This window comes from Flavobacteriales bacterium, from assembly GCA_016712535.1.
In the GTDB taxonomy this organism is placed as follows: domain Bacteria; phylum Bacteroidota; class Bacteroidia; order Flavobacteriales_F; family PHOS-HE28; genus PHOS-HE28.
The window spans coordinates 1,879,355-1,896,335 of record JADJQW010000002.1; the positions used below are offsets into that span (position 1 = coordinate 1,879,355).

Annotated in this window: 17 protein-coding genes; 8 read left to right on the plus strand and 9 right to left on the minus strand. The window is 64.0% G+C overall.

All coding sequences use genetic code 11. The features are described 5' to 3' along the window. Positions 1-7: 7 nt before the first annotated feature. The 5 genes from IPK70_07715 (at position 8) to IPK70_07735 (ending at position 4,485) form a co-directional block, all read left to right on the plus strand. The gene (locus tag IPK70_07715) at positions 8-580 is read left to right on the plus strand and encodes an adenylate kinase (protein MBK8227048.1); all 573 of its coding nucleotides are present in this window, start codon (positions 8-10) and stop codon (positions 578-580) included. Positions 581-693: 113 nt separating this feature from the next. Beyond that, the gene (gene obgE, locus IPK70_07720; protein ID MBK8227049.1) at positions 694-1,716 is read left to right on the plus strand and encodes a GTPase ObgE; all 1,023 of its coding nucleotides are present in this window, start codon (positions 694-696) and stop codon (positions 1,714-1,716) included. Further along, entirely contained in the window at positions 1,713-2,300 is a 588-nt protein-coding gene (locus tag IPK70_07725; GenBank protein ID MBK8227050.1) for a phosphatase PAP2 family protein, read from the plus strand. Before obgE ends, IPK70_07725 begins: the two co-directional genes overlap by 4 nt. Continuing rightward, positions 2,297-2,665: a CrcB family protein gene (locus IPK70_07730; GenBank protein ID MBK8227051.1), complete on the plus strand. Its 369-nt coding sequence runs from the start codon at positions 2,297-2,299 to the stop codon at positions 2,663-2,665. The genes IPK70_07725 and IPK70_07730 overlap by 4 nt, the downstream gene beginning before the upstream one ends. Before the next feature lie 149 nt (positions 2,666-2,814). After that, on the plus strand, positions 2,815-4,485 hold the full coding sequence (locus IPK70_07735) for an alkaline phosphatase family protein (GenBank protein MBK8227052.1): 1,671 nt from the start codon (positions 2,815-2,817) through the stop codon (positions 4,483-4,485). Here IPK70_07735 and IPK70_07740 read toward each other — a convergent pair. Together IPK70_07740 and IPK70_07745 are read right to left on the minus strand one after the other, a co-directional pair. Continuing rightward, positions 4,463-5,407, minus strand: coding sequence for a hypothetical protein (locus IPK70_07740; protein ID MBK8227053.1), 945 nt, complete (start codon positions 5,405-5,407; stop codon positions 4,463-4,465). The genes IPK70_07735 and IPK70_07740 overlap by 23 nt on opposite strands. A gap of 26 nt (positions 5,408-5,433) precedes the next feature. Continuing rightward, complete coding sequence (locus tag IPK70_07745) at positions 5,434-5,754, minus strand: tetratricopeptide repeat protein (GenBank protein MBK8227054.1); 321 nt, start codon at positions 5,752-5,754, stop codon at positions 5,434-5,436. 83 nt (positions 5,755-5,837) lie between these two features. Here IPK70_07745 and IPK70_07750 point away from each other — a divergent pair, with 83 nt between their 5' ends. Together IPK70_07750 and IPK70_07755 are read left to right on the plus strand one after the other, a co-directional pair. Continuing rightward, the gene (locus IPK70_07750) at positions 5,838-8,015 is read left to right on the plus strand and encodes a S8 family serine peptidase (GenBank protein MBK8227055.1); all 2,178 of its coding nucleotides are present in this window, start codon (positions 5,838-5,840) and stop codon (positions 8,013-8,015) included. A 48-nt stretch (positions 8,016-8,063) separates the two neighbouring features. Beyond that, positions 8,064-9,269 carry an S-adenosylmethionine:tRNA ribosyltransferase-isomerase gene (locus IPK70_07755; GenBank protein MBK8227056.1) on the plus strand — a complete coding sequence of 402 codons (1,206 nt, stop codon included), beginning with the start codon at positions 8,064-8,066 and terminating at the stop codon, positions 9,267-9,269. A gap of 3 nt (positions 9,270-9,272) precedes the next feature. Here IPK70_07755 and IPK70_07760 read toward each other — a convergent pair whose 3' ends face one another. From IPK70_07760 to IPK70_07775, 4 genes are read right to left on the minus strand one after another with little or no spacing between them, the layout of a single operon-like run. Beyond that, on the minus strand, positions 9,273-9,599 hold the full coding sequence (locus IPK70_07760) for a multidrug efflux SMR transporter (GenBank protein MBK8227057.1): 327 nt from the start codon (positions 9,597-9,599) through the stop codon (positions 9,273-9,275). A 20-nt stretch (positions 9,600-9,619) separates the two neighbouring features. Next, positions 9,620-9,787 (minus strand): hypothetical protein, encoded by a 168-nt coding sequence (locus IPK70_07765; protein ID MBK8227058.1) that lies wholly within the window; start codon positions 9,785-9,787, stop codon positions 9,620-9,622. 4 nt (positions 9,788-9,791) lie between these two features. Further along, positions 9,792-11,051: a hypothetical protein gene (locus tag IPK70_07770; GenBank protein MBK8227059.1), complete on the minus strand. Its 1,260-nt coding sequence runs from the start codon at positions 11,049-11,051 to the stop codon at positions 9,792-9,794. Next, positions 11,038-12,651: a hypothetical protein gene (locus IPK70_07775; GenBank protein ID MBK8227060.1), complete on the minus strand. Its 1,614-nt coding sequence runs from the start codon at positions 12,649-12,651 to the stop codon at positions 11,038-11,040. Before IPK70_07775 ends, IPK70_07770 begins: the two co-directional genes overlap by 14 nt. Before the next feature lie 76 nt (positions 12,652-12,727). Here IPK70_07775 and IPK70_07780 point away from each other — a divergent pair, with 76 nt between their 5' ends. Continuing rightward, complete coding sequence (locus IPK70_07780; protein MBK8227061.1) at positions 12,728-13,177, plus strand: hypothetical protein; 450 nt, start codon at positions 12,728-12,730, stop codon at positions 13,175-13,177. A 60-nt stretch (positions 13,178-13,237) separates the two neighbouring features. Here the strand turns inward: IPK70_07780 and IPK70_07785 are convergent, their stop codons facing one another. The 3 genes from IPK70_07785 to IPK70_07795 form a co-directional block, all read right to left on the minus strand. Continuing rightward, a complete protein-coding gene (locus IPK70_07785; GenBank protein ID MBK8227062.1) occupies positions 13,238-14,521 on the minus strand; it encodes a replication-associated recombination protein A in 1,284 nt (427 codons plus the stop codon). Positions 14,522-14,661: 140 nt separating this feature from the next. Next, positions 14,662-15,879 carry a DUF1015 domain-containing protein gene (locus IPK70_07790; protein ID MBK8227063.1) on the minus strand — a complete coding sequence of 406 codons (1,218 nt, stop codon included), beginning with the start codon at positions 15,877-15,879 and terminating at the stop codon, positions 14,662-14,664. A gap of 128 nt (positions 15,880-16,007) precedes the next feature. After that, positions 16,008-16,976 carry a D-2-hydroxyacid dehydrogenase gene (locus IPK70_07795; protein ID MBK8227064.1) on the minus strand — a complete coding sequence of 323 codons (969 nt, stop codon included), beginning with the start codon at positions 16,974-16,976 and terminating at the stop codon, positions 16,008-16,010. Between the last annotated feature and the right edge of the window lie 5 nt (positions 16,977-16,981).

Genomic DNA, 16,981 nt, shown 5'->3' on the forward strand with positions numbered 1-16,981 from the left:
ACAAGACATGAGCAAACTGAACATCGTACTCTTCGGCCCACCGGGCGCCGGCAAGGGCACACAGAGTGAATTCCTCATCAACCGGTACAGCCTCGTTCACCTGAGCACGGGCGATATCCTCCGCGCCGAGAAGGATGCGGGCACCGAGCTGGGCCTGATGGCGCAGGAGATCATGGGCCGCGGCGAGCTCGTCAGCGACGACATTGTGATCGGCATGATCCGCAACAAGCTCGACGCCAACAACAAGGCCGAGGGCTTCATCTTCGATGGCTTCCCGCGCACCAAGGCACAGGCCGAAGCGCTCGATGGCATGCTGAATGCGAAGAGCGAGCCCATCACGGTGATGCTCGCGCTCGAAGTGCCCGAGGAGGAACTGGTGAAGCGCTTGTTGGGCCGGGGCGCCACCAGCGGCCGTGCCGATGATCAGGATGAAGCAGTGGTCAGGAACCGGATCCGTGAGTACGAGAACAAGACCGCTCCGCTGAAGGAGTACTACTCTGCGCAGGGCAAGTTCAAAGCGATCAATGGGGTGGGGGGCATCGGGGAGATCACGCAGCGGTTGATCCAAGCTGTCGGTTGAGTGTTGAATGATGCAGGCATTCCCGCCGAAGGGAGGATCAGGTTGAGTAGCGATTACCGGAGCGGACAACCTTCAACCTCCAACCTTCAATCCACCACCTGCGATCGAACGGCATGAACTTCATCGACCACATCCGCATCGAGGCGCGCTCCGGCAAGGGCGGCAAAGGGAGCGCGCACCTGCGCCGAGAGAAGTTCATGCCCAAGGGCGGTCCCGATGGCGGCGATGGCGGCCGTGGCGGCAATGTGATCCTGCGCGGCAACAGCCAGCTCTGGACCCTGCTGCACCTGCGCTACACCAAGCACGTGATCGCCGAGGATGGCGCCATGGGCACCAGCAATCAGAGCAGCGGGCTGAGCGGCAAGGATGTGGTGATCGAGGTGCCGCTGGGCACGGTGGCCAAGGACGATGAGACCGGTGAGGCCCTCTTCGATATCACTGAGCACGGACAAGAGGTGGTCCTGCTTAAAGGCGGCCGCGGCGGGCTCGGCAACCAGCACTTCCATAGCAGCACCTTCCAGACACCGCGCTTCGCGCAACCCGGCGAGCCCGGTCAGCAGAAGTGGTTCAAGCTGGAGCTGAAGGTGCTGGCCGATGTGGGCCTCGTGGGATTCCCCAATGCCGGCAAGAGCACCTTGCTCAGCGTGATCACGGCAGCCAAGCCCAAGATCGCCGATTACGCCTTCACCACGCTCACGCCCAACCTCGGCATGGTGCCTTACCGCGACCACCAGAGCTTCGTGATGGCCGATATCCCCGGCATCATCGAGGGCGCGCATGAAGGCAAAGGACTCGGACTGCGCTTCCTTCGCCACATCGAGCGCAACAGCGTGCTGCTCTTCATGGTGCCCGCGGACAGCAACGATATCGCGCACGACTACCGTGTGCTGGTGAATGAGCTGAAGGAGTACTCGCCGGAACTGCTCGACAAGGAGCGCCTCCTCGCCGTCACCAAGTGCGACATGCTGGATGCTGAGATGATGGAGCAGCTCCGCAAGGAACTGCCGAAGGATGTGGATAGCGTGCTCATCAGCAGCGTGGCCCGCATCGGCCTCGATGAGCTCAAGGACAAGCTTTGGAGGCTGCTGCACCGGCCCGTGGAGCAGAGGTCGGAATTCCCGGAGTGGAGCGCATGAGCAGCTGGGAGCGCCTCGAAGCCATCGACCGCGAGGCCTTCCTGGCGATCAATGGCGCGCATTCGCGCTTCTTCGACGTGTTCATGGAGGCCGCCAGCAGCATGGTGCTGTGGTTCCCGGTGTACGCCTTCTTCCTCTGGCTCATCCTCAAGCGGCATGGCGATCGCGCGCTGCTCTGGTCGCTGCCGCTGATCGCCGTCATGATCCTCTTCAGCGACAAAGGCTCCGTGCTGCTCTTCAAGGAGACGGTAGAGCGCCTGCGCCCGTGCCATGAGCCATCGCTTAACGGGCTCGTCCACTTGGTTCATAAGGATTGCGGCGGCCGATTCGGCTTCGTGTCCTCGCACGCCAGCAACCACTTCGCCATCGCGGTATTCATGATCAGCGTGCTCAACCGCAAGCCGCGCTGGGCGGTGGTGGCCTTGCTCGCATGGGCCGGGCTCATCGCCTACAGCCGTGTCTATCTCGGCAAGCATTACCCCGGTGATGTGCTGGTGGGCGGCCTCTACGGGGCAACGATCGGTTCACTTGCGGCGCTCACCTTCAGGCGCTTCATCGCGCAAGCACGAGCTTCGGCATCATGAACACCTGGATCGCGGTCTTCATCGGTGGCGGGCTTGGCAGCGTGGCGCGCTTCGGCGTCACGCGCGTGGTGCTGGCCATCGGCTTGAAGGGCGCCTTTCCTTGGGCAACGCTCCTCGCCAACGTCCTCGCCACCGGGATGCTCGCGTGGCTCATTCTCCGCATGCAGCCTCAGTTCGAAGGCCGCGATGCGCTGAAGGCCATGATCGCCGTTGGATTCTGCGGCGGCTTCAGCACCTTCAGCACGTTCAGCTATGAGAATTTCCTGCTGCTGCGCGAAGGGCAGGCGTTGATGGCAGCGGCCAACATCGCCATCGGCGTGGTTGCTTGCCTGGCCGTGTTCTATATCATTGCCAAGAGCTCATGAGCCATTTCCCGCGTACCACGTCACTAAGGGCAAGTGAGGCTGTCACTGCGAGGCTCCGTGAAGCGATGCGAGCGCGACCCGTTGGCTCACCAATGCTGCACGGATCCTTTAGTGAGCCGAGGTATAGGGCGCTCTGCGCATCCTCTGGCGTGACGCATCTGAACGCGTTGCGCATCCTGCACGTCAGCATGCTCTTGCTTGCATCGTTAGCCCATTTCGCACAACCGCCGGCCTACCAGCAACCGCCCAAGCTCATCGTCGGCATCGTGATCGACCAGATGCGCACCGATTACATCTACCGCTACTGGGACAATTACGGCGAAGGCGGATTCAAGCGGCTCTGCACGAAGGGCGCCTTCCTACGGGATGCGCACTTTGATTACGTGCCTACCGAGACAGGGCCGGGGCATGCCAGCATCTTCACCGGGACCACCCCTTCACGGCACGGCGTGGTGGCCAATGATATGTATGCGCGCGCCACCGGCGGGACGCTCTACTGCGCTGCCGGTCCGGACACCATCCACGGTCTGGGCATCGATAGCGTGGCCGGCCGCAAGTCGCCGATGAACCTTCTGGCAACGACCATCGCCGATGAACTGGAGCGGCGCTTCGATGGCCGGAGCCGCACCATCGGCATTGCCTTCAAGGACCGCGGAGCCATCCTCCCCATTGGGCGCACCGGCGATGCAGCGTATTGGTTCGGCGGCGGAACTGACGGCGCTTTCGGCACGAGCACCTGGTACATGCGCGAATTGCCGCCGTGGGTGGAGCGCTTCAACGGCGAGCGCTTGGCGGCTAGCTACCTCGGGCGCACTTGGGATCTCCTGCTGCCGCGTGATCGATACCACTCGCCGCTTCCGGATGACAACCCGTATGAGATCCCCCTCACCGGGGCCGGCGCACCCACTTTGCCCATTGACCTGACGGTTCTGCACAAAGCGAGCGGGTCGACCGGCATCATCGCTTACACGCCGTGGGGCAATACGCTCACAACCGACTTCGCCCTCGCCGCCATCGAAGCCGAGCAGCTCGGCGCCGACGCGGCCACCGACCTGCTCGCGCTCAGTTACAGCAGTCCTGACATCCTCGGTCACCGCGTTGGACCGCGCGCCATCGAGCTGGAGGACATGTACCTGCGCCTGGATCTGGACATCGCGCGGCTGCTCGAGGAACTCGACGAACGCGTGGGACCGGATGCGTACACGGTGTTCCTCACTGCGGATCACGCGGCGTTGGATGTGCCCGCATACCTCGCTTCACTGAAGGGAAGCGCTGGCTATCCGGATGCGGCGGCCATGGAGCGCGAGCTGAATGCCGAGCTTGCGCGGCGTTTCGGCCCGGGGAAGTGGGTGCGTCGCCTGATCAACGAGCAGGTCTTCCTCAACGATTCGCTGATCCGCGCGAAGAAGCTCGACGCCGAGCGCGTGCAACGCGCAGCAGCGGATTTCCTGCTTTCGGATCCCCTCATCGCCGAGGCGATCACCGCGAGCGACCTCTCGCGCTTCGCATACACGGAGGGCCTTCGGCGCTCGCTCCAGCGCGGGTTCATGCCGCAGCGCAGCGGCGATGTGCTCTTCGCCTATCGCCCGGGCTACTTCGAGGGCTACGGGGCCGCACCGGCCAAGGGCACAACGCATGGCAGCGGCTGGAATTACGATACGCACGTTCCCATCCTGTTCTATGGTCAGGGCATTCGTCCGGGAAGCGTGCTGCGCCGCACGTCCATCACCGATATCGTGCCCACTATCAGCATGATCGTGGGCATGACGGTGCCCGATGCATGCACAGGCACGGTGGTCACCGAGGCTCTGGTGCGCTGAGACCCTCCTTTTCCTCGCTCAGCCTGTCCACCAGCCAGGGCGCGGGCAAGGCGATGCTCTCCTTGATCACCTGGTACCACCCGTAGTAATTGCCCCACCAGCTCCAGCGGCGGCACCATGGGTCGTCGAGCGCCACGATGCCCACCGGCGATCCCTGACGCGCGATGCGATGCATCTTCCAGGTGCGGCGCGCGTGCACCGCGAGCGTTGCCACATCGTAGGCGGCGATGCCGTTCAGCCGGGCGTACGCATCCATGTCACGCGCGGCGCTATAGGTCTTGCTGCGCTCCACCCTCCACGATGGAAGCACGGTGATGCGGGCCGCATCGATGCCCAAGGCGAGGAGCTTCTGCTTGCCGTGGTGCGCGAAGCTCGGCGTGCCCTCAGTGCGTGAGCCATCAGCATGCGCGATGCTCACATGGACGTTTTCACCGTGCGCGTTGACGCCATTGATGCGCAGTCCTTTGAGGAAGGCCGCAGCATGGGACGCAGGCAGGGCGCCCGGCGTCGCCACGATGATCCTCACCGAGCCGAGCGCTTGCGCAGAAGCGTGCAAGGACTCTTCGTGCTTCCCGAGCGCATGGTGGATGATCGGACGGCCATCGGCTTGCACGATGATCGTTTCCCCCGGCAATCCCGTCATGCGCAGATCAACCGTCGCTTTGCGGGGAGCGGGGAGTTGAAGCATGAGCGTATCGCCTTGATCCAAGTAGTAGGCGAATGGCCTTTCCGTGCCGGTGACCACGATCCGCTCGTATCCGCCTTCTTTGAATCGATCGGCCGCGGCTTCCAGGCCTTGGTCATGCATCCAGCCCTCAACCACCAATGTGCGGCTGCCGCTGGCGCGTGTCACCGCCCAATAGGGATGGAGCGCAACGGAAACAAGCGCGACGAAGAGCACCCAGGCAAGAGCCGCGCGCAAGAGCCAGGGTTTCCAGCCTCGCCGCTTCATGCGTCGGCGATCCCTTCTTTCAGCGCAGCGAGCTCGTTCCGAGCCTTCTGGTCGCCAGCCACGATGCAGCGCAGCATGCCGGCCTCGCAGCACGCGATGGCCTCATCGAACCGGCTCAGCTCGGCCAGCAATACGGCGAGCTGGTAGTAGCTGGGGATATGCTCAGGCTTCTCGCCGAGCAGCGATTCAAGGCTCGCGATGGCCTGCTCCGATTCGCCCAGCCGTTTCAGCTCCAAGGCGATCGCATAGCGCAGGAAGGCGTCGCCCGGCTCTTCGGCGAGCCAGGCCCGCAGCTGCATCAATCGGTCGGCACTCATCAATCAACTGAAAGCGTGCGAAAGTAGGATCGTTGCCGGCGGACGGCGAGGGTGCCGTTACTTCGGTCCTTCAATCAATGCCGATGCGGATCTTCACTGCCTTTGCGTGCTCGCTGCTGGTCTCTTCCTTGATCGCGCAGCCCAAGATGCCCGCGGCCACCAGGGCCGACATCGCTTTCCTGAAGGCCCTTGCCGAAAAGGAGCCGGATGCACGCAAGCTCTCGGAACTCGCTCAAGGCGTCCATCCGGTGGCGTGGGTGCACGGCCGTTGCATGGTGGGCTTCCTTGGAAAGGAGGATGACGGATTCGACCCAGCCGCTGCCGCGAGCGGGAATGTCACCATCGGCGCGCGCATCGGTGGCATCGTTTCCATCCGGGTCGATGCCTACCATTTGGAGGAAGCGCTCGCGATTCCCGGCATCGGTTACCTCGAATTGGCCGGTCAGGCGCGCCCGGACATGGATAAAGTGCTCTGGACCACGCGCGCTGACAGCGTCCATCGCGGCATCAACTTGCCTATGCCCTACACCGGACGCGATGTGCTCATCGGCATCTGCGACTGGGGATTCGACTACACGCACCCTGACCTCTACGACACGTTGCTCACACAGACCCGCATACGCGCGGCGTGGGACCAATACAAGCAAGCCGGGCCTTCACCGGCCGGATTCCCCTATGGAACCGAGTACAGCAGTCCTGCTGAGCTGATGGCCGCTGGATCCGACACGGCGAACATCTACAGCTACCATTACCACGGCACGCACGTGGCGGGCATCACGGGCGGAAGCGGTGCTGGGACGCCCTATCGCGGGGTGGCCTTCGAGTCGCAATTCCTGCTGGCCACCTGGTTGATCGATGCAGCCGCCGTGATCGATTGCTACGCTTGGATGAAGCAGATCGCCGATGCTGACCAGAAGCGCCTCGTGATCAACCAGAGCTGGGGGTTGCATCATATCGGCACGCTCGACGGCAACTCACTCCTGAGCCAGGCCATCGATGCGCTCTCGGCCCAAGGCGTGGTCTTCGTGAACTCGGCCGGCAACAACGGCGATGTGCAGTTCCACCTGAAGAAGGCCTTCACCGGCGACACGCTCCGCTCGCGCATCCAGTTCTACAACTACGCCGCCAATGCGAACATGTGGGGACAGAGCATCAGCCTGTGGGGCGAAGCCGGACAAGCCTTCAGCGCCGGCTTCCTCATCACCAACAACAGCAATCAGGTGCAGGCCGAATCGCCGTGGTACAACACGGCCACGCAGCAGCCGTATTCCGACAGCCTGATCGTGGTCGGCAACGACACGGTCTTCTTCAACCTCACCGCCGATGCGGCGCATCCGCTCAATGGCCGCCCGCATTTCCGGCTCCGGGTGAAGAACCGAAGCGCCTACTTGAAAGTGGTGCTGAAGGCCACCGCCCCCAGCGGCACCGTGCACGCGTGGAACATCACCGAACTGGTGACCGACGTGGGCAATTGGGGACAAGCCTTTCAAGCCTCCGTGGCGGGCTGGGCCGCGGGCGATACCCAGTACGGCATCAGTGAGCCGGCCACGACCGAGAGCCTGATCAGCGTGGCGGCCTTCAGCAGCGAATACCTCTTGAGCAACGGCAGCGTGCAAGGCGGCACCATCGCCTCGTTCTCCTCGTTCGGCCCCACCCTCGATGAACGCGTGAAGCCCGACATCGCTGCCCCGGGGATGAGCGTGTCTTCGGCCATCAGCTCCTTCACCGACGCGAGCTACAACCCCAACCAGACCATCACTTTCCAAGGCCAGCCTTACGCGTTCGCGCGTCTTTCCGGCACCAGCATGTCGTCGCCGGTGGTGGCGGGCATCGCAGCGCTTCTGCTCGATGCCGACCCAACGCTTACGCCGGCCCAAGTGAAGGAGGCCATCAAATCCACCGCTAGGACGGATGTGCACACGGGCGTGATCCCGGCCGGTGGCAGCTTGCGCTGGGGCATGGGCAAGGTGAACGCCTACCGCGCCATCACCGAAGCGCTCGGGATCGTAAGCGTAGAGGAGCCCTCCGCTGAGGGGGTCAGCATCTGGCCCAATCCAACCGAAGGCGAGGTCATGATCCGGCAGCGCGGCGCCGGCGCCATGCGGATCCGCGTGCTCGATGCTACAGGCCGCATGGTGCTGGATCAGCGCGGAACGGGAGAGCTCCTGTTCATCGACCTGAAGGACGCATCTCCAGGTGCCTATACGGTGGAGCTCAGTTCCGCGGTTGAGCGCCTCTTCGCTCGGTTGGTGAAGCGCTGATCGCAGCATCGATCTTCGCGCCCGTTCCGGCAGGACCGGACATGCAGCATGCATCCGCGCGGGCTTTCCATCGCCGATTTCACGTATGCCTTGCCGGAGGAGCGCATCGCGCAGCAGCCCCTCGCGGACCGCGATGCCAGCAAGCTGCTGGTCTGGCGCGATGGCCGGATCACGGATCGCGTGTTCAGCGGGATCGCGGACGAGCTTCCATCGGGTTCCTTGCTCGTGCTCAACGATACGCGGGTGGTGAATGCCCGACTGGTCTTCCACCGCAGCACCGGGGGGCGCATCGAAGTGCTCTGCCTTTCTCCGGTTGATGGCGCTCCCGTTGAACTCGCCTTCGAAGCAAGGGACGGGAGCACCTGGCATTGCTTCATTGGCAACGCCAAGCGCTGGCGCGAAGGGGAGGAGCTATTGCTGCGAGCGGATGGGCTTGTGTTGCGTGCCGTGCGCACCGGCATCGAGCAGGTCCGATTCGCATGGGAGCCTAGAGCGCTCAGCTTCTCGCAGGTGCTCGATGCATTGGGTCATGTGCCCTTGCCGCCCTACATGAAGCGCGCTGATGCACCAGCGGACAAGGAGCGCTACAACACGGTATTCGCCGAGCATCAAGGCTCAGTGGCCGCGCCCACGGCAAGCCTGCACTTCACGCCAGCGCTGCTGGATCAGCTCGCTCGGAAGGATGTCGAGCGGGCAAGGCTCACCCTGCACGTGGGCGCTGGGACCTTCCTTCCGGTGAAGAGCGAGCGCATGGATGGCCATTCCATGCACCAAGAGGAGGTGCGGATAGCGCGTGATGCATTGCGCGCCATCGTCGATCAAGCAGGCGCGGGGCCAATCGTTGCGGTGGGCACCACGGCGATGCGAACCCTGGAGAGCCTCTATTGGCATGGTGTGCGATTGATCCATGGCGAACAAGCCGCATCGATGGACGTGGGACAGTGGGAGCCTTATGATCGTGCCGGAGCGGAGCCTTCAGCCACTGACGCCTTGCAAGCCGTGATCGCCGATCTGGATGCGCGTGGCGAATCGCTGCTGAGCGGGCGCACGCGATTGCTCATCGCTCCGGGCTATCGATTCCGGATCGCGGAGGGTTTGATCACCAATTTCCATCAGCCGCAGAGCACCTTGCTGCTGCTCGTGGCCGCCTTTGTCGGGCCCGATTGGCGACGCATCTACGGGCATGCGCTGGCCAATGGCTACCGCTTCCTCAGCTACGGCGATGCATCGCTGCTATGGCGGAGCGGGGCTTGAGCGCTAGCGCGTCACGGTCTTCAGCCCCACGATGGAGGCGATCAATGTGAAGAGGAAGAAGAGTCGCCAGAAGTCAGCGGGTTCCTTGAAGAGCGCGATGCCCACCAGTGCGGTGCCCGCCGCGCCGATGCCTGTCCACACCGCGTACGCTGTGCCGATGGGAAGCGCTTGCGCAGCCCTGTAGAGCAGAAGCATGCTGATCGTGAGGCAAACGGCGAATCCCGCGAGCCAGGCCAGGCGCGTGCTGCCCTCCGCCATCTTGGCCTGGCCCAGGCAAGTGGCGAAGCCTACTTCGAACAGGCCGGCGATGACGAGGAACAGCCAGGGCATGGGCTCAAGGATGAACGGGCTCAGGCGGGAAGATGATGACCGTCCGTTGGTCCGCTGTGCTCTTCACGTCGAGGTTCGAGGCCCGTGCCTTCGGCCTTGAGTCCATCGAACGCCTGCTGCCGGCTGAGACCTTCCCGGATCTTGGCCTCTGTTGCATGGCGTGCTTGCTTCGGGCTGAGCTTGCTCATGGGCTCAGAACACATAGGCCATTTGGAATGCGAAGCCAGCACCGCGCGTGCGCTGCGTGAAGAAGGCTGGCAGGTGCGGCGTGGAGGCCACGAGCATCCAGTGCTCCGCGATCACATGCGTTGCGCTGGCTCCTAACCGCAATCCGCCGAAGCCGCCCATGCTCAGCGTGAGGCCGGCATCAGTGTCCGAGCCCACGGCATGCTCCGCAGCGAGGGCCACTTGCGGCGCGTAACCTGGCAGGTTCCGTTGATCAACGGTGATGGAGCCTTTCCAACGATCGCTTAACTGCCCCCGCAGCCGCGCGCTCAAGCGGAAGGGAAGCCAAGCGGTATAAGGTGACGTGGAGAATCGGATGCCCAGCGTATCGAGGATGCTCTCTTCGCTGAGCAGCGCCTGATCGAGTTCGAGGATATTGTCCACGGTGAGGCCCTCGAAGGCCAAAGCGGTGTCGCGCGTGAGGCGCTGGCTTCCGCGGCCCCACGAGCAGAATCCGAAATCCTGCGCCTCGAATTCGATCAGCATGCCGCGCAGGTTGCGCGTGATGGGCGCTTGCCATCGGCCTGAGAAGGAGAGGCCCAGGCCGTTCAAGGTGCCGATGGCGCTATTGACCGTGTCGCTCCGGAGGTAATCGCCGTTCACATTGGCGCGCAGCACGCGGCCATCGGCGCCGGTGAACAGGTCGGCCCAGCGGATGTCGGCGGCATCGTGGCTCTGGCCCATCACCAGATCGATGCGCGCATAGTGCGACTGGCGGGCATGGCGCACGCCCGCACCGATGGTCTGGAAACGCACGCGCGTGAAGGCCGAAGGGCCGAGGTCGGCGCGGCGCTCGGCGTAGCCAGCGTTGCCGAAGAAGGTGAGGTTGAAAAGGTCCGCAGGGAAACGCACGCCCATGTGCTCATGATGCGCCACGCTTACCTCCGGGCGCCAGCGCTCCTGCACAGGTCCGACATAGGTGACGCGTGCATCGATGAGGTAGCCCGCACTGTTGCGGATGCGCATGGCGTCGCGTGAGCGAGCGCGCAGTTCGCGGTCCAGGTAGGCGCCGCGCCAGAGCCCGACGGGCATCTCGTTCAACAGGCTGTTGGCGTTGTAATCGAGGCCGCCTTCAACGATGAGCGCGCGGTCGTGCGCAGCGATCAGGGCGTGCAGCCTGTCTGGCGGTCGCGGCGGAAGCGGGTCACTCGGCAGCGCTTGCTGCGCCTGCGCCACGGCCAATGCTGATGAGAAAGCCAGGAGCGTGGCCCACCTACTCATCGCCATTCACCATGTAGTTGGCCTCGAGCGTCACCTGCAGGTCGAGGGCGTAGCTGTCGAGCAGGCGCAAGTGCTGGCTCTGGTCAGCGGTCGTGAAAGCCACGCGCGTGCGCAGTCGGGCGCCCGAATACAGCAGGTCGACAAGGGCTTCGTCCAATTCCGCCGAGAGCTGGCTGTTGGTCCGGTTCACGACCAGGCCGTCCGCACCAAGTACGCCCGATGCTGCGATGCCATTCACCGGTATGCTGCCGATCACATCGTCATCGCCATCGATGAGGTCGAGCACGATGCGAGCGGCCATGGGGAAGCCATTTGTGGCGAAGAGGCGCAGGGTTCCGCTGCGGAGGGCATGCCCTTCGGCGGTGCCGGGCAGGTCCGGCGTGCTGATGCTCTGCAAGGTCAGCTCATTCGCGATCAGCCGAAGAGGCACCTCGAGATCGATGCTCGCCTTGAGCTTGCTGCTGTGGTAAAGGAAGTCGTTGCCGTTGCTGATATCGCCGAGCGGATTCAGCGCGAGGTCGATCCGGTAGCGCGCGCGATCGGGGAGCGATTCGATGAAATCCGTGAGGTTGCTGTTGCCCACGTTGAGCGTGCGCTCCGCATAGGTGGGCTGCGGACCTGTGCCCAGATCGAGCGCGCGCGTGAGGTTCAGCGGGCCGTTGAAGAGCGCATGAGCGAGTTGGACCTCGTTGCCGGTTCGCGTGTTGATGGCTGTGAGCTCGCGCATGCGCAGCTGCAGGTCAACCCCGAAGCCGTTCTCCACCTTCAGCTTGAGCGTGGCTGCATCAAGGTCGAGCGTCCCGCCCACGAGCGCGTCGAAGAGGCCGAGGTCTTCTTCAGCAGGACCTGCGCTCACCTCGCGCTGTCCGAAGAAGCCGCGCGCGTATTCGGGCACGAGGCCGAAGTAGCTGGCCTCCAGGATCAGGCTGTCCTGGTCGGTGATGGTGGCGCCTTGGCCGTCGGGGTCGAGCCGCGCACCCACGATGGTCTGCACCGTGTTCACGGTATTCAATTGAGGGCCGCGCAGGTCGAATCGGGCTCCGGCGAGGTCGCGTGTGGAGATCGATACCGTGGGCTGTGCTGGCGTTCCGGCGTCGGCCTCGGTATTCAGGGTGGTGCCGCCATCGGCGAATTGCGCTGCGGGAATCTCGATGGACCCGAGGATGCGGCTCTGCACCATGTTGGTCATGCGCAGTTCCAGGGTGCCTTCGCGCAGGATCAGCTGCCGCAGCGCGAGGTCATCGAGGTCGAAGCGCTGCACATCGACCTGGTTGAAGAAGTTCACGCCGGCGGGCAGGTCCAGCGGACCGGCGAAGGGAAGGCCGTAGCGGTAAGCGAAGGTGGTGTCGGGAGCGGTGAGCACCGTGTCGAGGTTCAGGTCGAATAGCTCGCCGCTGTACACCAGCGTCACCGAGCCATCAGGGTCCGTGACCAGGAGCGAATCGGGCAGCAGATCGCGCAGGGTGAAGGTGGTGCGCACCAACGGGGCCAGCAGGTCGATGTCCCAAGTGGGCTTCTCGCTCACCTTGCGGCAGGCGGGCGCAGCGCCGATGATAACTGCCGCCAGCAGCAAGGCAACCACGCCACGCCTCTGCTCGTTCTCCATGTGTGGCAATGTAGGGCTAGCATCCGTCACCTCCATTGGCGGTCCGCTTCCGTAACATTGCCTGGGTCCTAGACGCATGAATCCGCTCCGACGCTTCATCCTGCTTCCTTGGCTGCTCTCGACCGCGGTCATGTACGGCATGTCCTACGTCTGGCATGGGGTAGTGCTCAGTGATATGCAGGACCTCACGGTGCCGAAGTGGCTCTACCTCGCACTGGCAGCCGTGGTGTACCTGGTGCTGGGCTTGGGTCAGACCATTGCCACGCACAAAGCCGTGGCGTATGAGTGGATCTCCTTGAAGAAGGCTTTCCCCTTCATGTCCATGCTGCTATCGGCGGGCATCGGCTTCTTCGTGTACCTGGTGATCTTCGTGCTGGGCATGAGCTTCGCGAAGCATGGCATGGCGCACGTGGTGGTGGATATCATCTGGCAGATGTTCGAGCAGTCCATCGGAGGCCTGATGGTGAGCCTCGGCATCATCTACGATATGCACCAGCAGTTCCTGGAGCAGGAGCGGGCCGGGTGAGCCTGCTCAAGGAAATGCGAATGCTGAAGCAAAGCCGGGAGCGATTCGGCGCTTCAGCGATCATGTTTCAGATTTCCCCAAGTACTTGCCGTTCCACAGCCGTTCCAGCATCCGTGCGTATTCCTGCTCCTTCGGATTGTCTCCCGGCGCATAGAAGGACTTCCCGCTGATCGCTTCGGGCAGGAATTCCTGATCCACGAAGTTGCCGGCTCCATCATGGCTGTACTGGTAATCCGAGCCGTAGCCGAGATCCTTCATCAGCTTCGTTGGGGCATTCCGCAGGTGCAGCGGCACGGGCAGGTCTCCGCTGCGCCGCACTTCGGCCTGGGCGGCTCCGATGGCCAGGTAGCTCGCATTGCTCTTCGGCGAACAGGCCAGGTACACCGCGCATTGGCTGAGGATGATGCGGCCTTCCGGCCAACCGATCATCTGCACGGCCTGCATCGCGGTGGTGGCCATCAGCAGCGCATTCGGGTTGGCATTGCCGATGTCCTCGCTGGCCAGGATCACCATGCGGCGCGCGATGAAGAGCGGGTCCTCGCCGCCCTCGACCATGCGCGCCAGCCAGTATACCGCCGCGTTGGGATCGCTGCCGCGCATGCTCTTGATGAAGGCGCTCACGATGTCGTAGTGCTGCTCGCCCTGCTTGTCATAGCGCGCTGAGGTCCGCGCCACCTCGGCCACGAGCGCATCGGTGATCACGGCCGGGTCACCGGCGGCCTTCACGCAGAGCTCGAATGTGTTCAGCAGCCGCCGCGCATCGCCGCCGCTGGCGCGCATCAGCGCCGCGGACTCGCGCAGCTCGATGCTGCGCGCCCTCAGCTCCGCATCATTTGCCATGGCCCGCTGCAGGAGCTCCAGGAGCTGCTCTTCGGCCAACGGCTCGAGCACGTACACCTGGCAGCGCGAGAGCAGCGCACCGATCACCTCGAAGCTCGGGTTCTCCGTGGTGGCGCCGATCAAGGTGATGGTGCCTTTCTCCACGGCGCCGAGCAAGCTGTCCTGCTGTGCCTTGCTGAAACGGTGGATCTCGTCGATGAAGAGCACGGCGCTTCGTGCGAAGAGGCCTGCGCCGCCGGCTTGCTCGATCACTTCGCGCACATCCTTCACGCCGCTGTTGATCGCGCTCAGCGTATGGAATGGGCGCGTCAGCCCTTGCGCGATCAAGCGGGCGAGCGTGGTCTTGCCCACGCCCGGCTGGCCCCACAGGATCATGCTCGGCAGCATACCGCCCGCCAAGGCCTTGCGCAGCACGCCATCCGGCCCGATCAGATGCGACTGGCCCACCACCTCATCGAGGGTGCGCGGGCGCATGCGCTCGGCCAAGGGTGTGTTCTCCTGCATGCGGCGAAGTTGCGATGCGAGCGGCCTCTTTCGATGCCGAGCCCGTTTACTCCTGATTCCAATGACCGCGCGAATCAGCGATCAGGAATCAAGAATTAGCGATCAGCCTCTTCAAGGTGGGTGATCCGGCACGGAGTGATTCAAACTTCCTCCAACGAATACACCAGCATGCCGCTACGCAGCTTCGGCTCGATGTAGGTGCTCTTCGGGGGCATGGTGCCGCCCTCATCGGAGACGGCCTTCAGTTGCTCGAAGCTCACCGGATGCAGGTGGAAGGCGACCGCAGCATCTCCTTGCTCCACTCGCCGATCCAGTTCGGCGGTGCCAGCCGTGCCGGGCACAAAGCCCACGCGGGGGTCAGTGCGCAGATCGTGGATGCCGAGCACCGGGCCGAGCACCAAGGAGCTCAGGCGTGCGGCATCCAGGCAATCGGCCGCTGCGCAGGGCTCACTCAGTGCAGGGAGCGTTAGCGCGTGCCAGCCCCTTTCCGTGCGCACCCCGATGATGCCCGGAGCGGCAAAGGGGCCCCGTGCGGGTGCCAAGTTGCCGATCCGCGACAACGCCTCAAGGAACGCGCCCTCGTGCGAATCGCCGAAGTCACTCACCACGCGATCGAAATTGAATACGTAGAGCTGCTTGCGCGGCACGATGTACGCCAGGCACCAGAAGGCGGGATCCACATCCGTGAGGCCGCGCGACCCGGCCAGGCGCGCGCTGCTCGCCAGCCGGTGGTGGCCATCGGCGATATAGAGCGCGGGCACCTCGGCGAAGGCGCGCTGCAAACGCTCATGCATGGTCCGTTCCGTGATGGGCCAAAGGCGATGGCTCACCAGGTCGCGCGTGCGATAGGCATAGGCGGGCCTCGTATTCAGCAACGGGTCGAGCAAGGGCTCCCACGCGGCGCCATCGGGCGTGGCCAGAAGCACCGGCTCAGCATTCATGCCCGTGCTGCCGAGGTACTCGGCGAACAGCTGCTCGCGCGCGGTCAGCGTCTGCTCATGCACCTTGATCCGGCCATCGCGGTACGCTTGCGTGCTCACGCCGCAGACGATGCCGCGCGTGATATTGCCCCGAGATTCCTGCTCGTAGAGGTAAATGGCGGGACGCTCCTCGCGCACCATGGTGCCTGCATCGCAGAAGCCCTTGAATGCCGTGCGCACGCGGTGGAAGCGCTCCGTGCGCGTGAGCTTGGCGTTGCTCGAATCGTCGGGGCGCAGCACATGCAGGAAGCTGTGCGGGTTCTCCGCAAGGCGTTGCGCGAGCTCTTCCTCGGAGTAGGACACGTAGGTGCGCGAACCCACCAGATGCGCTCGCTCTGGCGCGGGGCGCCAGGCACGGAAGGGGCGCAGCTCGATCATGCGGCGCAAGGATTGTGCGCGCTGTGAGGGGAATCCGACCTCGGATGGACACGGATGCGCATGGACCGGATGCAGAGCTTATCCGTGAGCATCCGTGTCCATCTGTGGTTCCCTCCCGCTCGGATCGTTCAGCTCACAGTTGCGGCACTGCGCCAAGCGAGGATGCGCTCCACCAGCTCATCACCAACGCGGCCCTGGGCCTCGGCCGTGGCGGCCCCGATGTGCGGGCTCAGGCTCAAGCCGGGCTCGGCCAGCACATCAGCTCGGGGTTCGGGCTCATTCAAGAACACGTCGAGCGCGGCTCCGCGCAAGCGGCCCTCCTTGATCGACGCGAGCAATTCATCCTCATCCACGCTGCCGCCCCTGGCTGTGTTCACCAGCACGGCTCCGGGCTTCATCAGGCCGAGCTCGCGCTTGCCCAGCACCGGGCGGCCATCCTTCTGGGCGGGCACGTGCAGGCTCACGGCATCGCTCCGCTTCAAGAGGTCATCAAGGCTCACCATCTTCACGGGCACGCGCACGATCGCGCCGCCGACCTCCAGTTCCAGCACGTCGGCAGTGGCGTGGTTGTCGGAATAGATCACCTTCATGCCGCAGCCCAGCGCATAGCGGGCGGTCCATTGGCCGATGCGGCCGAAGCCGATCACGCCGAGGGTCTTGCCCCGAAGCTCGAAGCCCTTCTCGTATTCCTTCTTCAGCTCCTTGAACTTGGTGCGGCCCTCACCAGCCATGCGGCGGTTGCTCTTATGCAGCGATCGCATCAGGGTGAAGAGGTGCGCGATCACCAGTTCGGCAACACTGATGCTGGAAGAGGCTGGAGTGTTCACCACCGGGATGTTCTTGCTCCGGGCGTGCGCCACGTCGATGTTGTCGAGGCCCACGCCGCCCCGGCCGATGAGCTTGATGCTGGGGCAGGCGTCGATCAGGTCGCGACGAGCCTTGGTGGCGCTGCGCACCAGCAGCACATCCACTTTTTCCTTGTTCAAGTAGGTGGCGAGCTGCTCCTGCGGCACGTGCTCGGTGGTCACGTTGAACCCTTCCTCCTGCAAGCGGGCCTTGGCTGCTGCCGAGATGCCGTCGTTGGCGTGTATGCGCATGGTAT

What these genes read in the sequence shown, in the direction of transcription:
- IPK70_07755 (MBK8227056.1), top strand. Translation starts at nt 8,064, where the DNA reads ATGCATCCGCGCGGGCTTTCCATCGCCGATTTCACGTATGCCTTGCCG.
- IPK70_07725 (MBK8227050.1), top strand. Translation starts at nt 1,713, where the DNA reads ATGAGCAGCTGGGAGCGCCTCGAAGCCATCGACCGCGAGGCCTTCCTG.
- IPK70_07750 (MBK8227055.1), top strand. Translation starts at nt 5,838, where the DNA reads ATGCGGATCTTCACTGCCTTTGCGTGCTCGCTGCTGGTCTCTTCCTTG.
- IPK70_07775 (MBK8227060.1), bottom strand. Translation starts at nt 12,651, where the DNA reads ATGGAGAACGAGCAGAGGCGTGGCGTGGTTGCCTTGCTGCTGGCGGCA.
- IPK70_07795 (MBK8227064.1), bottom strand. Translation starts at nt 16,976, where the DNA reads ATGCGCATACACGCCAACGACGGCATCTCGGCAGCAGCCAAGGCCCGC.
- IPK70_07765 (MBK8227058.1), bottom strand. Translation starts at nt 9,787, where the DNA reads ATGAGCAAGCTCAGCCCGAAGCAAGCACGCCATGCAACAGAGGCCAAG.
- IPK70_07785 (MBK8227062.1), bottom strand. Translation starts at nt 14,521, where the DNA reads ATGCAGGAGAACACACCCTTGGCCGAGCGCATGCGCCCGCGCACCCTC.
- IPK70_07780 (MBK8227061.1), top strand. Translation starts at nt 12,728, where the DNA reads ATGAATCCGCTCCGACGCTTCATCCTGCTTCCTTGGCTGCTCTCGACC.
- IPK70_07730 (MBK8227051.1), top strand. Translation starts at nt 2,297, where the DNA reads ATGAACACCTGGATCGCGGTCTTCATCGGTGGCGGGCTTGGCAGCGTG.
- IPK70_07745 (MBK8227054.1), bottom strand. Translation starts at nt 5,754, where the DNA reads ATGAGTGCCGACCGATTGATGCAGCTGCGGGCCTGGCTCGCCGAAGAG.
- IPK70_07770 (MBK8227059.1), bottom strand. Translation starts at nt 11,051, where the DNA reads ATGGCGATGAGTAGGTGGGCCACGCTCCTGGCTTTCTCATCAGCATTG.
- IPK70_07790 (MBK8227063.1), bottom strand. Translation starts at nt 15,879, where the DNA reads ATGATCGAGCTGCGCCCCTTCCGTGCCTGGCGCCCCGCGCCAGAGCGA.
- IPK70_07760 (MBK8227057.1), bottom strand. Translation starts at nt 9,599, where the DNA reads ATGCCCTGGCTGTTCCTCGTCATCGCCGGCCTGTTCGAAGTAGGCTTC.
- IPK70_07715 (MBK8227048.1), top strand. Translation starts at nt 8, where the DNA reads ATGAGCAAACTGAACATCGTACTCTTCGGCCCACCGGGCGCCGGCAAG.
- obgE (MBK8227049.1), top strand. Translation starts at nt 694, where the DNA reads ATGAACTTCATCGACCACATCCGCATCGAGGCGCGCTCCGGCAAGGGC.